Origin of the sequence: Cylindrospermum stagnale PCC 7417 (assembly GCF_000317535.1) — a bacterium.
In the GTDB taxonomy this organism is placed as follows: Bacteria; Cyanobacteriota; Cyanobacteriia; order Cyanobacteriales; family Nostocaceae; genus Cylindrospermum; species Cylindrospermum stagnale.
In genome coordinates, this window is record NC_019757.1 from 533,522 (window position 1) to 550,776 (window position 17,255).

Below are 17,255 nucleotides of genomic sequence, written 5' to 3' on the forward strand. Positions count from 1 at the left end.
GGGATTTTGGAACTCTTGATAAAGTACATAATGTTTATCAATATACCGTAGTATGTTCAAAGGCATAAATCTACTGTAATTTCCACAATTGATTCGATGTAGAATTATTGCTATTGATACAGAATAGTTGAAGGTACTGACCCAGAATCATTATGAAATCTCTGCACCGTCCTGACCTATATGGCTGGTCTACTTTCAATCCTGCAAGAAATATTGATTTCAATGGGGTTGCCTGGATTCGTCCAGATGGCAATATCTTGATTGACCCAGTAGCTTTATCAAATCATGATTGGAATCATCTGAAATCTCTCGGTGGTGTGGTTTGGATTGTGTTGACTAACTCTGATCATCTGCGAGCGGCTAAGGAGATTGCTGATCAAACTTATGCGAAGATCGCGGCACCGGCAAAAGAAAAGGAATGTTTCCCTTTATTTTGCGATCGCTGGTTGGCTGATGGTGATGAGTTGGTGCCAGGACTGAAAACTATTGAACTCAAAGGCTCAAAAACTCCGGGTGAACTGGCGCTGCTGCTGGAAGAGACGACTTTGATTGTCGGAGATTTGGTGCGGGCATATCAAGCGGGTAACTTGACGATTTTGCCGGATGAAAAGCTGTTGAATCGAGAAGAAGCGATCGCATCTGTTCGCAGATTGGCGGAGTTGGAGAAGGTGGAGGCGGTGCTGGTGGGTGATGGTTGGTCTGTTTTTCGTGACGGATGCGATCGCTTAAAGGAACTTGTGGCCACGTTGGAATGATTTAAGTGATTTCAATGAACCATAATTATCCATAAAGGTGACTGTAGTATTAGGAATTTTGGGCTGTGTCATACCTCTAGCCCGGATTTCAGTGCTCTCTATTCAATAGAAAACGACTTTATGGCGAATTAGTATCAAAAGGAATAGATATCACAAAGGAAGCACCTTGCCCTAAGTCAGATTTTACCTCGATTGTTCCACCGTGTTTTTCTACCACAATTTGACGGGCAATTGCGAGTCCCAACCCTGTTCCCTTATTGACAGCTTTAGTAGTAAATAGGTGGTCAAAAATTCGGGATTTGACTTCTTCAGTCATCCCCACTCCGTTATCCTTAATACTAATCACAATTTGTTTTTGGTGCTCATCCAGAGAGGTGCTTATTGTTATGCGATTAGGGTTAATCTTGAGTTCATCAAAACTGCGGCCAACATTTGATTGCTCCAAAGCATCAATAGCATTAGCCAGCAGGTTCATAAACACTTGGTTCAGCTGACCAGGAAAACACTGAACTAGGGGTAATTCTCCGTAATCATTGATGATTTCAATTCCTGGATGTTGTTCGTTAGCTTTCAAACGGTGCTTGAGAAGCAACACCGTACTGTCTAATCCATCATGAATATTAAAGGCAACTTTTTGTTCAGTGTCTGCCCGAGAAAAAGTTCGCAGAGAAGTGCTGATATTGCGGATGCGTTCTGCACCCAGTTTCATCGAGTTAATTACCTGTGGTAAGTCTGTAATCAAAAACTCTAGATCAATAGTCTCTGCATCCTCAACAATTTCAGGTACGGTGTTAGGATAGCACTCTTGGTAGAGCTTTAAGTGATTGAGTAAGTCTTGGACGTATTCAGTGGCATGGCGGAGATTGCCACTGATAAAACCAACAGGATTGTTAATCTCATGTGCTACACCTGCTACTAGATTTCCTAAAGTCGACATTTTTTCACTTTGTATGAGTTGCAATTGTGCCTGTTGAAGATATTCAATGGAGTTTTCTAACTGTTGGGTATAGTCTTGAGCTTGTTGGTAGAGGCGGGCATTTTCTAGAGAAATAGCAGCTTGAGAGCAAAGTAAGTTGAGGACTTGCAGTCTGTCCTTGGTAAATGCTGCAATAGTGAGATTATTTTCCAAATATAAGATAGCAATCAGCTTTCCTTGATTAAGAATTGGGCTACACAACAAACTCTTCGGTTTTTGTTGAATGATGTAGGGATCATTGAGATATTGGAATTTTGACTTCTGTTTTTTGATTTCTTCAGCAGCGTCATTGGAAATAAAATGTTCTTGTGTGCGCCAGACATAGTTAATTAAACTAATTGGCACATCTTCACTTTCTTCAATCGGAATTGATTGCAATACTGTTGTTACTGTGTCGGCGGCTAAATTAATAGCTTCAATCACTAATTGATTGGATTTTGGCAAGATGAGAACAGCTTTAGATGCCCCAGCATTCTCAACTAAAACTTGCATTAAACAGGTGAGTAATTTATCAATTTGGATTTCGCTGCTAATGGTTTGGGAAGCTTTAATAAAACTTCCAAAATCTAGTAGCTCAGAAGTTTTTCGACTGCTACCCACACCAGCTTTGCTGGTGCTATTCCTAATAAGTGTCACTTCTAGAGAATTAAAGTGAACTTCTTCCCGTTGTCGGATGGAATTAAGTAATTCAGGATAATGGTTTTCTAAATCATCTACTTTGGCTAATGCTCCCCATCTGGCATAGCAGTAATAGGCATTAATTAAGTAAGTTTGGGCAATAGTATTTTTATCCCATTCAAGGTAAAATCTGGTAGCAAGTTCGTTCGCGAGTGCTTCTTCTTGAAGGTATTCGTTTTGTTTAGCAAGAGCAATAGCTTGGTCGTAATAGTTCATTGCTACTAATTTTTCACCTAGAAATCGATGCCGTTCCGCCTCAACAAGATAGTATTTATGCAAAAAATTCATTGGTGCATGATTTGCCCAATGCTGCATTTTTTGTTGATTATCATTTACCTTTTCTAAAATTTTATTTTGTTCTAGTGGTGTCACATCAACATATACTGCCAACCTCACAAGGGAATCATAAAAATGAAAAGCGGGAAAAATTAGTAACCCCGTCAATCCACTTAGATATTTTTCGGCTTCTACTGAATATTCAAAAGCTAACGAGAAATGACCAAACAAATAATTAAGTGTAGATTTATTGAAATAAACCATACATATTGCTGTTATATCATTCATTTGATGATGCAGAGGCAACATAATCTGTTCATCATAAGTGTTACCAATCAGGCTACATATTTCTTGGTTTTGGTTCATCAAATTTAAAACAGTCTGTTGCCAAATTTGGACATACCCAAGACAGGTCTTTTGTTTGAGACGCTTGAGAGCCTCACAAAATATTGTCATTTCACACTCAAGCGCTGTTAATTCTTGACCTGTTAAATATGAGCCAAAAGAGTAATTATGTAATGCATAAGATGCAAATTCTAAATCGCCAGTTTGTAATCCAATTTTATAAACTTCTTGTAATGGACTTAAAAAGTTTTGGGCATGATTTTTCCAATGTCCGACCAAGCTATTGTAAAGAAGTAAAGTTTGCGCTTGCGCTGATGTGGCATTGGTTTTGGACAATATGTTTAGAGAAAGTTGTGCAAATTCATAACCGATATCGATATTGCCTACTACACTGCATAGAAGAAAACCGTAGCCACAATAACCAATCGCCGACAGTTCTGTATTACCATGTTCAATTGATGAGTCAACCATCTTCAAAGTAATCAAAGGCACAAACTCGGGACATCCAAGAAAGGCAGCAGAAAACATGCTTGCTAAAATACGCATAGCAATCAAAATATTGGGTTCGGTAATTTCTGGCAAATTAATTAAATCTGGAATTTTTTGATCAATTAATTTTGCTGCTGTTGCTTGAAATGCCTGTTGAATATCAGAATGAGTCGGTGCTTCTGGAAACTCGATACCGATAATTTTTAGAACATTGAAAGCCATTTTTAAGGCTTCTATGAGTTTGTTTTGTATAACATAAGCTTGGATTTTAATTTCATAGACTCTGACTTTATCTTGAAGGACTATCCCTAAGTTAATAACTTTTTCCGCAAATTCTTCCATCTGCTCAAATTCACCGCAGAGATAGGCAGCATCACAAGCTTCTTCATGTAAAGCTAAAGTGAGAGAGTACTGACTCTGCCAACAATCTTCTGCCAGAATTTCAAGTGCTAAAGTAAAATATTTAATGGCCGCTTCATAAGCAGTAGAGGTTTTTGCTTTCTGTCCAGCAATTAAATTTAACTGTGCTAGTTCATCCAGTTCTTCCTGATTGTTAATTAACGCCACTCCGTAATTCAATTGATTAACAATATCAAAAATCCTCTCTTCCTGTTTTTCTTTGGATGTATTTTTCAGCAACAGTTGACCAATGTTTAAGTGTCTTGACTTTTTCTGCTGATCAGGAATAAGGAAATAAGCTGCTTGCTGTACACGGTCATGAAGAAATTTATAAATGATTTCTAATTTTGGATCGCCATTTGCTAGTAACCTATGATAATTAGCAGAGTAATTGGGCGATTGATCTTGAAAAAATTTATAAACTTCATTTATGGGAATTATTAGTCCTTCTTCTAATGCTTTCCACAAATTAGCAGCAGTCTCTGCTTGAGATTTACCACTAACAATAGCAAGGGTTGCTAAATCAAATTGATTACCAATACAGGCAGCTAACTGCAAAACTTCCTGCGTAGCTAGTGGTAATTTTTGTAACTGAGTCGCTATAAACTCAACCACATTATCCGAGAGGACTGATTCTTTAATTTGCGAAATTTCGCACTGCCAATATTGCTGGTTAGAGTTGAACGAAATTGCTCCATCTTCGTATAGTGATTTGATAAATTGATGACTAAAAAAAGGATTCCCCTTGGTTTTTTTGTAAATCAACTCTGTAAGCGGCAAAGCGATAGCTGAAGGGCAATTCAAGGTATCTGCAACTAGATGATTTAGGTCATTTATAAATAGAGAATCAAGCGAGATCGTATTAATTATTTCTTGATTCTTGGTGATTTCACTCAATGTCAGCATCAATGGATGAGCCAGTGATACTTCATTATCTCGATAAGCTCCAATTAGGAATAGATGTTGGGTGTTACTTTGACATAACAGTAACTGTATCAATTTTAAAGATGCTGAATCTGCCCATTGCAAGTCATCGAGGAATATAACTAAAGGATGTTCTTTTGCAGCGAAAACTTGGATAAATTTCTGAAATAGTAAGTTGAAGCGATTCATCGCTGCATTGCCAAAAAGTTCAGTTACAGGGGGTTGTTCACCGATGATTTTTTCAAGTTCAGGAACAACTTCGATGATTACCTGACTTTGTTCGCCAAGTGCTGCCAAAATTTGACTTTTCCATTGCTGAAATTGGGCATCGCTTTCACTTAGTAATTGTTCCACCAAATCGCGGAAGGCTTGTACAAATCCCGAAAGGGGTATATTACGTTGGAATTGGTCATATTTACCTTTGATAAAATAACCTCGTTGTCGCACAATTGGTTTTTGTACTTCGTTGACAACGGCAGTTTTACCAATTCCGGAGAAACCACTCACTAACATTATTTCCCGATTTCCCACTGCAACACGGTCAAAGGCAGCAAGAAGAGTCTCAACTTCGTCCTCACGACCATAGAGTTTTTCAGGAATGGTAAAGTGATTGGATATATCTCTAGTTCCTAACTCAAAAATTTCAAATTTCCCAGTTTCTTGGAAGGTGTGTAAGCAACTTTCTAAGTCATATTTGAGACCCAACGCGCTTTGATAGCGATCTTCAGCATTTTTCGCCATTAGTTTGGCGGTAATCTCAGAAATAATGGGAGGAACGTCAGAATTAATACTGTGGGCTAAAGGAGGCTGCTTTACTAGATGAAAGTACACAAATTCCATGGGATCATCACTTGTAAAGGGTAGCTTTCCGGTAAGGAGTTCAAAGAAGGTAACACCTAACGAGTAAAAGTCACTGCGCCAGTCGATACCTCGGTTCATGCGTCCAGTTTGTTCAGGAGAGAGGTAAGGGAGGGTGCCTTCTAACTCATTAGGCGATTTTAGGGTTTGTGTTTCTCTGGGAAGTAGAGAGGCAATACTAAAGTCAATGAGTTTTACTTGTTTTGTAATTGGGTTAATTAGAATGTTGGCTGGTTTAATATCTTTATGAATTACCCGGTTGCGGTACAGTCCGTCCAGGGTAGTAACGATTTGTAGAGCAATATGAAAAAACTCACTCAAGAAATTGGATTTGTTATCCGCTTCCCAGTTTTTCAACGAAATCCCCCCAAAATCTTCCATCACTAGCGCATAGCTATTTTGATAAGGTTCCAAACTATAGGTTGCAATAACACCAGGAAGGTCGAGATTTTTAGCAATAGTATATTGGTTACGAAACTGAACAAGTTCACTGAAGGTTGGATATTCGTATCGCAGAAGTTTAATGACAACCGGCGACTCATTTGATTCTTTAATACCTCGATATACTAAAGTTTTGTTACCGGAATAGATTTGCTCAAAAAATTTATAACCAGATAGTTTAATCATCTCTACACTATTCTTTGGTGATTTGTTAGAGTTACTGAATTTGACTAGCAAAAAGGGGCGTCCCTCATCAGGGATATGCATAATACTAGCATGATTTGATACTTAAATTTCTAAGTATTATCCGCAGGCAGAATTAGAAATTTGTATTCCTCATTGCTCGTAGACATATTATTCCCAACTTACGTCTGAAAAAACAAGTTTCGAGTCACAACCTCAGAATTTGGTTTAAAGGCAGAAGTATTGAATTTTAATAAATATGCTAAAAATTAGCCCAAAATATAGTAGGCTTTTTTGAAATAAGTATATAAATGTATAAATTGCAACATACTCGTAAATTCATTTTCCGAGATTTTCAAAAATATCCTCAGATCTTTACGTGACACACTCCACACACAGAAGGAGGAGTACTGAGTACAGTGTGGGCTTCTCAACTAATCCGGTTATTGCTGAGGAGGAGTTGAGCTTTAATAACCGCGTGTCCGTCGGCTCTATTCTTGATATTTATTGCCGCGTTTTGATCACGCTAAATCAGATGATCTATCAAGATAACCTAGATTTTCATGGTAATACCATTAACATTTTTAATAATTAATCAAGTTTTAAATCCATTTTAAAAAAGTTTCACAATCACCCTTTTCTGTCACTCTCCTGAGACTCAAATAGTATTGAGGGTGTTAGCAGACCTTGGGGAGATCCAAAAAATAAAGTGCCCAGCCGTATCAAATATATTTTGGTAAAACCCAAGAATTTAGCCTAGCTATCGCCTTGAAGGCTGCTAAGGATTAATCAACCTAATGGTAAGTTTGAGGAAAGATTTGTTAGAGAAATAGTTTTTGGCAAGCGTCGAACGGTTAGATTCCAATACGGTTCAGTTAGAGCTAAAAACCTTAATCTGCCTAAGTTGGGGAGCCACAAAACGTGCGTATTTTCTCCCCGTTTCCTCTAAGTGGCGTTTGAGGAACGAAACCCAACGTTTTTCGCGGTTTGTTGGGTTTCATTTCTTACTGCTCCGCAGAAGCAAGCTACAACCCAACCGACGATTCTCCTTAACTGAACCGTATTGGGTTAGATTCTGGCAAATTACCACAGATAAAGTGACTGTTCCAGAAAATACGACTTGGTATATTATGACGGATTTATCTAGAGATATTCAGTTAAGTGTTGGTAACACCTACGGTCACGGATCGAATGGCTCATTTCACCCAGCATCTTCAGATTCATTTAACTATAAATGACAATCACCTCGAAGATTCAAAACACGTGGGTTAAGTCCGATGACCTGTGTTGAGTCTACTGGTACTTCAACTAAAATGGACTGACTATTGGAGTTATAGCAGACATCCATAATTTCGAGCAAATTGCTCAAGTCAGGCTTTAACCGATATCCATCCCAAGCGTGGGCTTTTGCGGCTGCGACAAAATCAATATTTTGGAGGTGAGCATGATAGCGTGTGCTATCAACTCCTGGGAGAATTGACGGTGCACCCTGTTCAATTATGCCGTAGCTGTGGTTATTGATGATAAACAAACATAATCCCAGATGACTAGCGTCGGCGATCGCACCTCCATATAAGCGCCAACAGCCATCACCAGAAAAGATGAAAGTGTGTAGTAATGGATTACCAAGCTTTGCGCCACAACCAAGTCCGAAAGCACCACCCATTGCCGAACCATGATACATAGAGTGGAACCTAATATTAGGGTGACGGCGTTGCATGAGGTAGGGGCGATCTTTGTAGGCCATGCAAACATCGTCAAAACCAATAGTATTAGGTTGCCACAACTGCCCAATTTGTTCGTAGAAGGATAATAAATCTACAGTATCTGGGCGCACTGTCCGAGAAATGATCCGGGTATTTAGGCTTACAAGTGGCGGATTAACGCCGGATAAATCCTTGTTTTGTGGTAGTCGGTTCAGTAATTCTTGAAGCACGAGGACAATGTCACCATAAACTTTTTGGTACTCAAAAGCCGCGCGATGTTGAAAATTTCCGTCTTTATGACCGTAAGGGCACAGAAAATGAGTTAAGTGCCATACATTACCTGCCCGGATTTGTTCGTTATTGAGAACATACTCATAAGGGTCAAGCCCGATCATAATCAACACATCATCAGAATTTATACTCTGCCAAAGTTTCATTGCTCGGTCGTTACCACCAAACATAATATGTCCATATCCGTAGGGATTGGTTTCACTAACGGCATTAGCACCATTGACAGACCAGATGATAGGTGATTTGAGTCGATACGATAAATCGTCGATGAGGCTGCTGATTTGCTCATATCTTGCCGCTTCCTCACCAACATACAGAATAATCCGCTGGGTTGGTTGGATTTGGGCAAGTTGGCTGGCTAATGCATCGATATCTGAATAGTTGATTTCGCTGTTGCTATGTGTAGGGGGGAAAGATAGCTGATTTAGATCAATATCTTGGGAAAGGATATCTGGATGAAATGCAATTACTACTGGTCGTGACTGGGACAAAATCTTTTGAACCATTAATAGTTTGTCTTCAATCACACTCAGATCATCAATAACCACGCAGCCATCACCCAATTCTGCTTGCAATTGAGGAATCAAGTTCATTCCATTTTCGGAAACGTCCTGTAAGGGAGCTTTGTCATGCACTTGGGTTGAGTTTAAGGCTACAAGATATACTGCTGGTATATTATGTAGTTTTGCCTCAGTTAAACCACAGAGACCCAATTTTGTTGCTGCCCCAGTTGTCAAAATTGTTCCCGCAAACTTACCTGTTGCTAAATAATAACCGAGGGGAATAAAACCAGTAATATATTCATTCATCGTCAGCATTCGTGGTATTCCATCACGCAGTTGGTGAAGATGAGTGAGTGGCAATAAATGTTGCGCTATCTTAATTACGCCACCGCCATTAACACCAGCATAATGCTTGATTCCCCATTGCTTAAGAATTTCGAGCAACGCAAAATTTCCAGAAACTAGCTTGCTTAAGCTTTCCTGAAGAAGAAATTTAGTTTCAAGTAACATCGTAGATTGCCTGAGAAGAGATACACCTTAATCAATTCAACGATAAGTGTAAATACATAATAAATTTGAAAATTTACTGTGAAGTGGAGTATTCTTTTATGAAGATATGGTTACTCCTAAAAATTGCGCTTACTGAGATTTTGGTCAGTTAACCCTTGGTGTGCGATCAATTCCAGTAAAATTATAAATTTGGTATATGATGTGACTTTGCAAAACTTAAAGGAGATTTTTCAGGATGCACAATCCAGTAGGTATTCGCTCACTCTCTGTCAGCTTTCCCAGCATAATTCGTACCAACGATTACTACAAAGAAAATTATCCTAAGTTGGTTGCTCAGGCTGAACAACAAGGCTTGGCAAAGCTATTTTCGCCTGCTAAATCCACTCCCAGCAATGAGTTTGAATTAGAGATGATGCCACATATGTCAGATCCATTTCGTGGCACCATTGAGCGACGAGTACTAAGTCCGGGTGAGTCTTCGCTGACACTGGAATATCGGGCAGCAAAAGATGCTCTTGATGCGGCGCAACTTTCTGCCGATCAGGTTGATCTGCTGATCGTCTCCTCTGTCTCACCTGAATACATTGGATATGGCAATGCCGCCTTCATTGCCCGTCAATTGGGATTGAAATGTGGTGCATGGAATCTTGATGCAACCTGTGGTAGTACCCCAGTTGCACTGGAAACCGCCTGTGCCATGGTAAAAACAGGCACTTACCGCAATGTACTGGTAGCTATTTCTTGTACATACTCTCGTTTCTTAGATGAAGATGATACTCTCTCATGGTTTTTTAGTGATGGTGCTGGAGCTTTTGTAGTCAGTCCACTGGAAGTCAACCAGGGTATTCTGGGCACAAAGACAGTTAACACCAGTGCCTTGTGTGATCAATTAAGAGGTAAAATTGCACAAGATAAACAGGGCAAGCCACATCTGCGTTTTCAAGTATCAAAGAACATAAACAAGATTATGGGGGAAACAGCTACGGAATTTTTACGTACGTGTTGTCAAGGTGCTGCCGCCGCTGCTGGTGTAACCTTAGATCAAATTGACTTTTTCATTTTTAATACACCCACTGCTTGGTTTGCAAGCTTCTGTATCCGTGTATTGGGTATTGATCCAGAGCGGACAATTGACATTTTTCCTCTTTACGCTAACATTGGGGCCGTGCTGGCCTTAGCCAATCTCTACCACGCCATACAGTTGGGTAAGATTCGTGAAAATGACTTGGTTCTGATCTATGGCTTCGGTGCAGCCAGCAGTGCTTGTGCAACAGTGATGCGTTGGGGTGATGTGGCACTAGGTACTGCCCCTCCGAAGGGAGAACGACTTTGAAAAACATTTGGACTGGTTCAATCAATGGTGTCAAAGGCAAACATTACTTGAGGGGAATTGTGACTACAAACTGAGCACCCTCTCCTGGCGCCGAAATACACTCCAATTTCCCAAGATGTTTTTCTACAACAATTTGGTAGCTAATTGATAAGCCAATACCAGTGCCTTTACCCACAGGTTTTGTAGTGAAGAAGGGGTCAAATAGGCGGTTTTTTACTTCGGCGCTCATGCCAGGGCCATTGTCAGCGATGCTGATTATTAGGCGATCGCCTCCGGCGCTGCGCTCCGCGCAATCGCCTTTTTGAATCAAAGTGCGAATGCGGATTTTGGGTTTTTCAGTCATTTCGCCCTTGACTGATGACTCTTCCAAGGCATCGATCGCATTTACCAACAGATTCATAAATACCTGATTCAACTGTGCCGCGTAACAATTCACCTCTGGTAAATTGCCGTACTCTTTGCTCACCTTAATTTCCGGACATCCTAGTTTAGCTTTGAGGCGATTTTGCAACAGCAGTAAAGTATTATCGATGCCTTCATGGATATCAACTGGTTTCATCCCAGCTTCATCCAAGCGCGAGAAGTTGCGTAAAGATAGAACAATCTGCCGAATGCGTTCGGCTCCCATATTCATCGAATCCAGAATTTTAGGTAAATCTTCGCTGAGAAAATCTAAATCAATCGCTTCGATTTCCTGTTGAATTTCTGGTACTGCTACATAGTGCTGTTGATAAAGTTCTATTAAGTGCAATAAATCGCTAATATATTCGCTGGCGTGGCTGATATTACCGTAGATGAAATTGACTGGATTATTGATTTCGTGAGCAACACCCGCCACCAAATGTCCCAAACTAGACATTTTTTCAGTTTGAATGAGTTGAGCTTGGGTAGAAGAGAGTTCCACTAAAGCTACTTCTAGTTGCTGTGCTTTCTGTTCGGCAGTTATGGCAGCCGTACGACTTTGTTGATAGAGTTTAGCTTGGTCAATGGCGATCGCTAATTGGACTGAAACTGCTTGTAATAATTCCACTTCACTTTCTTGCCAAGGTCGGAAGCCACTACAGTAACTACAGGTAAACGCACCAATTTCACCACATTGAGTATGTATAGGCAATGACATAAAGGCAGTGAAGCCAAGATCACTAAAAAACTGCCGTGCTATCGGATCAAGCTCAGTTGCCACATGATCAATTTGAATGATTTCTTTATTCAAGACTTTTGTGGCTATTGGCCCAATTTCTGCATTAGTCGGTTTGAAACCTAGCAGAGTCTTGAGGTGGGGATATTTAGCCTCAGAGACAACCTCCCAGTAGGGTAGATCTGTGTTTTGTCGATACCAGACAAAGGCGCAACGATCAATTTGGAATATTTTGTGGATTTCCTGGACAGCAGTTTCTAAAATCGAATTGAGTTCCAAAGAAGCTCGGATTTGGTTGGCTATCTGATTGATCAGGGCTTCCCGTTGAGCGATCGCTTGAAAATTAGCTGCCGATGCTTGTGTACTTTCGCTGTGATCACGCACAAGAACAATGATTTGTTGTTCTGGCAATGGTGATAAACTCGCTTGAATATGACCCTTGGCGAATGGCGGTGGTAAAGTATAGTCAAAACTGACTGAAGATTTAGTCGCCAGTACTTGAGTTATTGCTTCTTGAAAGCGAACTCTCACAGCAGGTGGGAAAAACTCCAGTATCTGCTGGACTTGAAAAACTCCTGATTCGCTAGATAAATTCTGTGTCTTTCCCACCTGATAATCTAGGACATTGCCATCAGCATCAAGACGAAAGTATAAATCGGGAAGCGATTGTAAAATAGCTGCAAGTTGAGAATTTTTTTGGCATAACTGTGCTTCAGCTTGGCAGCGTTGTTTGATTTCGCTTTGCAGTTGCTTCAGTGCTGTTTCTAACTCTATTGCCTGTTTTTCGACAGTAGCTTTAAGGTTTTGATTGGCCGCTTCTAGTGCAGCTTCTGTCAATTTACGCTTAGTAATCGACATGACTGCACCCATCATCAATACTGATTTCCCGTTTTTGTTCCGCAAAACATTACCTTGAATCTGCAACCAATGCACAGTGCAATCGCCTAAGACAATCCGAAAGTCAATATCGCAGTTAGAGCCATCGACAACAGAGTTATGCATCGCCTCCGTTACCGAGTGCCGATCCTCATGATGGATGCAGTTGAGAAACGCCTCATAAGTACCAGCAAAATCTCCGGGGTTCATGCCAAACAAAGCATCTGTACCCTGGGACAAATTAAATTTCCCCGTGGTAATTTGCCAATCCCACACTCCCATCTGCGCCCTATTCAGCGCTAGCCGTAACCTAACTTCACTTTCTTGAGTTGGTATTTCTTTGATTTCTACATCTGTAAAATCCACAAGATAACCGACATAACCGAGAAAACTACCATCTGCTGCAAACCGTGGCACTGCTGTATCTAAAATCCAGCGGTATTCGCCCGACTGATGACGCAGGCGATATTGTCTCTGGAACGAATCATGCACCGCAAATGCTGTGTGATATCTATCTTCACACCGCTGCCTATCTTCTGGGTGTACGCAACAAGCCCAAATGTTGCTGTTATCTTCTGCTAGCGCCGATACAAAGCGGTCTGTGTCCAGACATTGTCCCGTAAATTCCCCCCAAACTGCATTGAAGTAGTGGTAAACTCCATCACTTCCAGCCATCCAAATCATCAGAGGTTCTGTATCTGCCTGCTGGGAAAGTAGTTGCTCCGACCGTTGTATTTCTGCCCCTACAACTATGATTTGGTCGATCAAGTCTGATACTATTTCCGGAAACACTTTTACCTGCCTGTTTTGCAGAAGTTTTTAATGGAAGTTTAAATACTTATCTAAAAAAATATATAGAGCTAAATTCTTGACTGAATTATCATTAAGTAAAGAATTATATTACATATTTACAACTAGATTATGTCGGTTTCCTATCGTGAGTAATAGTAAAATTACTGAAGTTATAATTACTTATAAGTCCTCAAATATCCAGACACCGGAGTTATCTTTTAACCTACTTTAGATAGATGCAGATCTAGACTGATAGTGATATCACAGGGGAGAAAGGTTATAACTATCTCTAAGCCAAAAGTTATAGGCTTTGCTTAGTTAACTAATATACAATTTAGATCAGTAGCGCAACATAATTAAGTTCGAGTATTGTTAATTTATGACAAAGTTTCCGCAAAAATGTAAAATTTTAATGAAGCAAAAAATATATAAATGAAATAAAATTTGGCTGAACAAAATATAAACAATAAATTTCTAAGACGTTCATCCTCATTCTGCGGTTGTGCTGGTTCTGAATCTTCCCGGCGCTTTATGGATAAATTATCTTCCTGGCAAAGTATGTAAAGGCGATACAAAATTCCAGAGAGATTCCTAAGTAATTGAAAATTCCAGAAAGGGCCGCAGGCACGCTACATGTAGGCATTAGCCGTGGGTAAGCACTCCTGCCCTCAAAATGATAAAAACCATGACTGGCAAGAATCCTGGCTGCTGATGATTGTGTGCAAATCAAATCGGGAACAGCTAACCCATAAATATTGACGGATTTTTGACCTTTGCCACTGAAATTATTTTTTTAAGGATGTTGTCAGCTAATAAAAAGCACTCAGCCCAAAGTTGCAAATAGACCCATAGCAATGGGAAATGAGCTATCAGCCTGTTGCATGAATAGTTGTCGTTCGCGTTTTTTATGTTATAAAACTCACAGAAAATTATCTGAGGTGAAAAACTACTCTATGGAACCAGGAAAACTGGGCCGTTTTCAAGAGTACGGCGAATTCATTCTCCGGAAAATAGACTCGGTGCCCCAACACCCCTCTCAACAAGAAGATTGGGTTCCTGCTAGCCTTGATAACTGTCTGGTTCGCCTCCGAGAAACCGCCGAAAAAACTGTAGAACTTGCCACTTCACCAGTTAAAATCGGCGTCATGGGGGAATTCAGTAGCGGTAAAACTTTGCTTTTGGGGAGCTTGATTGGTTATGCAGATGCTTTACCAGTGAGTGAAAATCCGACTACAGGTAACGTCACCGCCATTCATCTCCGACTGCAAGACGGCTTTGCAACAACCCAAGTAGATAATTACACGGTAGATTATCTGTCTCATGAAGAAGTGAAGGATTGCCTCAACTTCATGTTAGAGGAAGCAAACAGACGAGCAATAGCAGCCAGACTCCCAGCCCTACCACAGGCGTTAATCAAGACTGGGCAAGATATTCTTAACTGGTGTGAAGAAGCATGGATTGCCAGTAATAATTTAGAGCTACGTTATCTACTGCGGGAGTTGGTATTGTTCCTGCGAGCTTATCAGGCTTATGGTGAAGCGATGTGTGGTAACAGCTATGAAATTGATGCTACTACTGCTCGTGAAGGGCTACAGCTAGTCGAAATGCCCATAGCCATTCAAACTCTCAATTTTGAAGATTTACCACCAGCGCATATCCGATTACCGAGTCCACCCCAGCGGTTACCAACTAAGTTATTGCAGAATAGTTTTTTACTTATCCGCCGAGTTGATATTGAGGTAAAAATCTCACGGGAAATTTGGGATTTGGCGGGTGTTTCCGAGTTTTTGCTGCTAGACTTTCCCGGATTGGGGGCGGCGAACTCTGGCGCACGGGATACATTTTTGTCACTGCGGGAATTAGCAGAAGTACAGACAATTCTCGTATTGCTCAATGGTAAATCTCCGGGAAGCGATCGCGCAAATAAAATTTTTACCATGATGCAGCAGCAGCGACCAGGACAAGATCTCAAGGATCTAATTCTCGTCGGTGTCGGTCGGTTTGATCAACTACCCCTAGAAAATGAAGGCGGTGAAAGAGAACTCGATTATCTGATTGAGGATAGTCTTGTCCCCAATGCAATGGATGGGAAAACTGTTTTCCAAAAACTCAAAGTGCTGCAAACTATTATTGATGGCGCTGAAGCCTTTACCAGCCAAAAAGACCGGATTGTTTTACTATCGCCGCTGTTAGGATTGGCTGAGTTGGCAAAACGTTCGAGTACAGTCAAAGCTGGTTCACCAGAGTTTTTAGCTAACCTAGATTATCCTAATTACCTGGAACAGTCTAAACGACTGCAACAGAAATGGGGACGATTAAGCGAACTGTTGCAAGCATCCGACCCTCGTAACTATCTTGGCAGACAACTAAGTTACTTTGCCCAAGATGGAGGTATTAACAAATTGCGGGAATTGATTCAAACTCATGTAGCTAATCACGGTCTGAAGCAATTGCATGAAGATACTCGCAGGGCTGCTGATGCAGTGCGTCAACAACAAGATCGCCTGAAGTATATCTTAGAGGAAATTCACGAGCAAGGGATACCAACAGCAGACAGTCCAGCTTTAAGCGAATTGCGCTTGGTAATTGAAAGCTTGGACAAAAATTACCGGAATTTCCAAAAAGATTTAGGCAAAGAACCACTTAAAGACCGACGGGGAGTTGTGGTTAGTGATCTGGTAAAAGACGAACTAACATTTAGAATACTTAACTGGAATCAATGGACTTTGCTCTTCAATAAAGCCAACAATGGCACAATTGCTTTAGCAGAATCTAAAGGTGCAGCAGGGAAGCTATTTGACCGAGGAAACCGAGTTAATAATTCCCTACCAACAAAGAGTGATGATTTTTATCCAGCATTTGAAAAAACTGTTCAGGAACTAGAAAGTTTTGCCCGCGATCTTATTCGTCAGGCAGTTGCTGACTGTTTGAGTAAATTATCAAGTCAAGTATCCCTAGAACGTACACATTTGCAGGCTATTATCAACCCAGATTTGGAACAAGATATTGAATCAAAATTTGGTCTGGAAGAAGCCGACCTATTTTATAAACTGCTGTTAGGATGTGATCCTCAGCAATGGCACGGGGCAATTATCTCAGAAATTAGTAGCCAAGATCAAGGCATTTCTCCGGGAATTATGTTTCCTTTGGCGCGTCAAGACGAAAAACACAACATTGGTCAAATCTTTGATTGGGCACCTGAAAGAAGTCAAAACTTACCCAGATCCGCTAATCACCAACTTTTCGTGTTGCGACTGCGAGATGAAATTACTGCTAGCGTCAGTCTCCATCTTGTGCAATATGTTAGCGAAGTTAATCGGCAAGTTAATTCTGAACTAGAAGGTATTTTAGATCAAATTATTCCCGGTCTGCAAAACCTCTCGAAAAAAGAGGCTTTGCTCAGATATATTGCTGCTGGAGACTCACCAACTGAGTTAGCAATTCCTGCTTGGTTACAGATTGTCTCGGAAATTTCGGCAATTTCTTATCTGGATATTTAACAGCGTTTTTGCAAAAGCTAATCTTAGGGAAATGTAACCACAGATAAACTACGAGATTTACACAGATAAATATAGATAATTTAGGGGTGTTTATTTGTGGTCATAAATAATTAACTAGGGTTTTGGCAAGGTGTCTCATTGTTATACCAAGAAAGAAAAATGATGGCGACAGATGGACAGAGGAAACCAGATACACCAAGCGGTTTCCCATCCAAAATCTAAAATCTAAAATGGTATTAGTTGTCAGTGGTGATTGGAAAAAATGACAAGTTTGATATGAAT

Annotated in this window: 7 protein-coding genes; 4 read left to right on the forward strand and 3 right to left on the reverse strand. The window is 40.4% G+C overall.

Features of this window, described 5'->3' with window-relative positions; all coding sequences use genetic code 11:
* Positions 1–152 precede the first annotated feature (152 nt).
* A complete protein-coding gene (locus tag CYLST_RS02320; protein ID WP_015206089.1) occupies positions 153–755 on the forward strand; it encodes an MBL fold metallo-hydrolase in 603 nt (200 codons plus the stop codon).
* A 118-nt stretch (positions 756–873) separates the two neighbouring features.
* Here the strand turns inward: CYLST_RS02320 and CYLST_RS02325 are convergent, their stop codons facing one another.
* Positions 874–6,327 carry a trifunctional serine/threonine-protein kinase/ATP-binding protein/sensor histidine kinase gene (locus tag CYLST_RS02325; protein ID WP_041233381.1) on the reverse strand — a complete coding sequence of 1,818 codons (5,454 nt, stop codon included), beginning with the start codon at positions 6,325–6,327 and terminating at the stop codon, positions 874–876.
* An 833-nt stretch (positions 6,328–7,160) separates the two neighbouring features.
* Here CYLST_RS02325 and CYLST_RS34080 point away from each other — a divergent pair.
* Positions 7,161–7,562, forward strand: coding sequence for a hypothetical protein (locus CYLST_RS34080; RefSeq protein ID WP_157162515.1), 402 nt, complete (start codon positions 7,161–7,163; stop codon positions 7,560–7,562).
* On the opposite strand, the gene CYLST_RS02330 is transcribed toward CYLST_RS34080, so the two are convergent.
* Positions 7,553–9,334 (reverse strand): thiamine pyrophosphate-dependent enzyme, encoded by a 1,782-nt coding sequence (locus tag CYLST_RS02330; protein WP_015206091.1) that lies wholly within the window; start codon positions 9,332–9,334, stop codon positions 7,553–7,555. The genes CYLST_RS34080 and CYLST_RS02330 overlap by 10 nt on opposite strands.
* 235 nt (positions 9,335–9,569) lie before the next feature.
* Here CYLST_RS02330 and CYLST_RS02335 point away from each other — a divergent pair, with 235 nt between their 5' ends.
* Positions 9,570–10,667 carry a 3-oxoacyl-ACP synthase III family protein gene (locus CYLST_RS02335; protein WP_015206092.1) on the forward strand — a complete coding sequence of 366 codons (1,098 nt, stop codon included), beginning with the start codon at positions 9,570–9,572 and terminating at the stop codon, positions 10,665–10,667.
* Positions 10,668–10,710: 43 nt separating this feature from the next.
* Here CYLST_RS02335 and CYLST_RS02340 read toward each other — a convergent pair whose 3' ends face one another.
* Positions 10,711–13,473, reverse strand: coding sequence for a PAS domain-containing protein (locus tag CYLST_RS02340; protein WP_015206093.1), 2,763 nt, complete (start codon positions 13,471–13,473; stop codon positions 10,711–10,713).
* Positions 13,474–14,426: 953 nt separating this feature from the next.
* Here CYLST_RS02340 and CYLST_RS02345 point away from each other — a divergent pair.
* The gene (locus tag CYLST_RS02345; RefSeq protein WP_015206094.1) at positions 14,427–16,973 is read left to right on the forward strand and encodes a P-loop NTPase family protein; all 2,547 of its coding nucleotides are present in this window, start codon (positions 14,427–14,429) and stop codon (positions 16,971–16,973) included.
* Positions 16,974–17,255 lie beyond the last annotated feature (282 nt).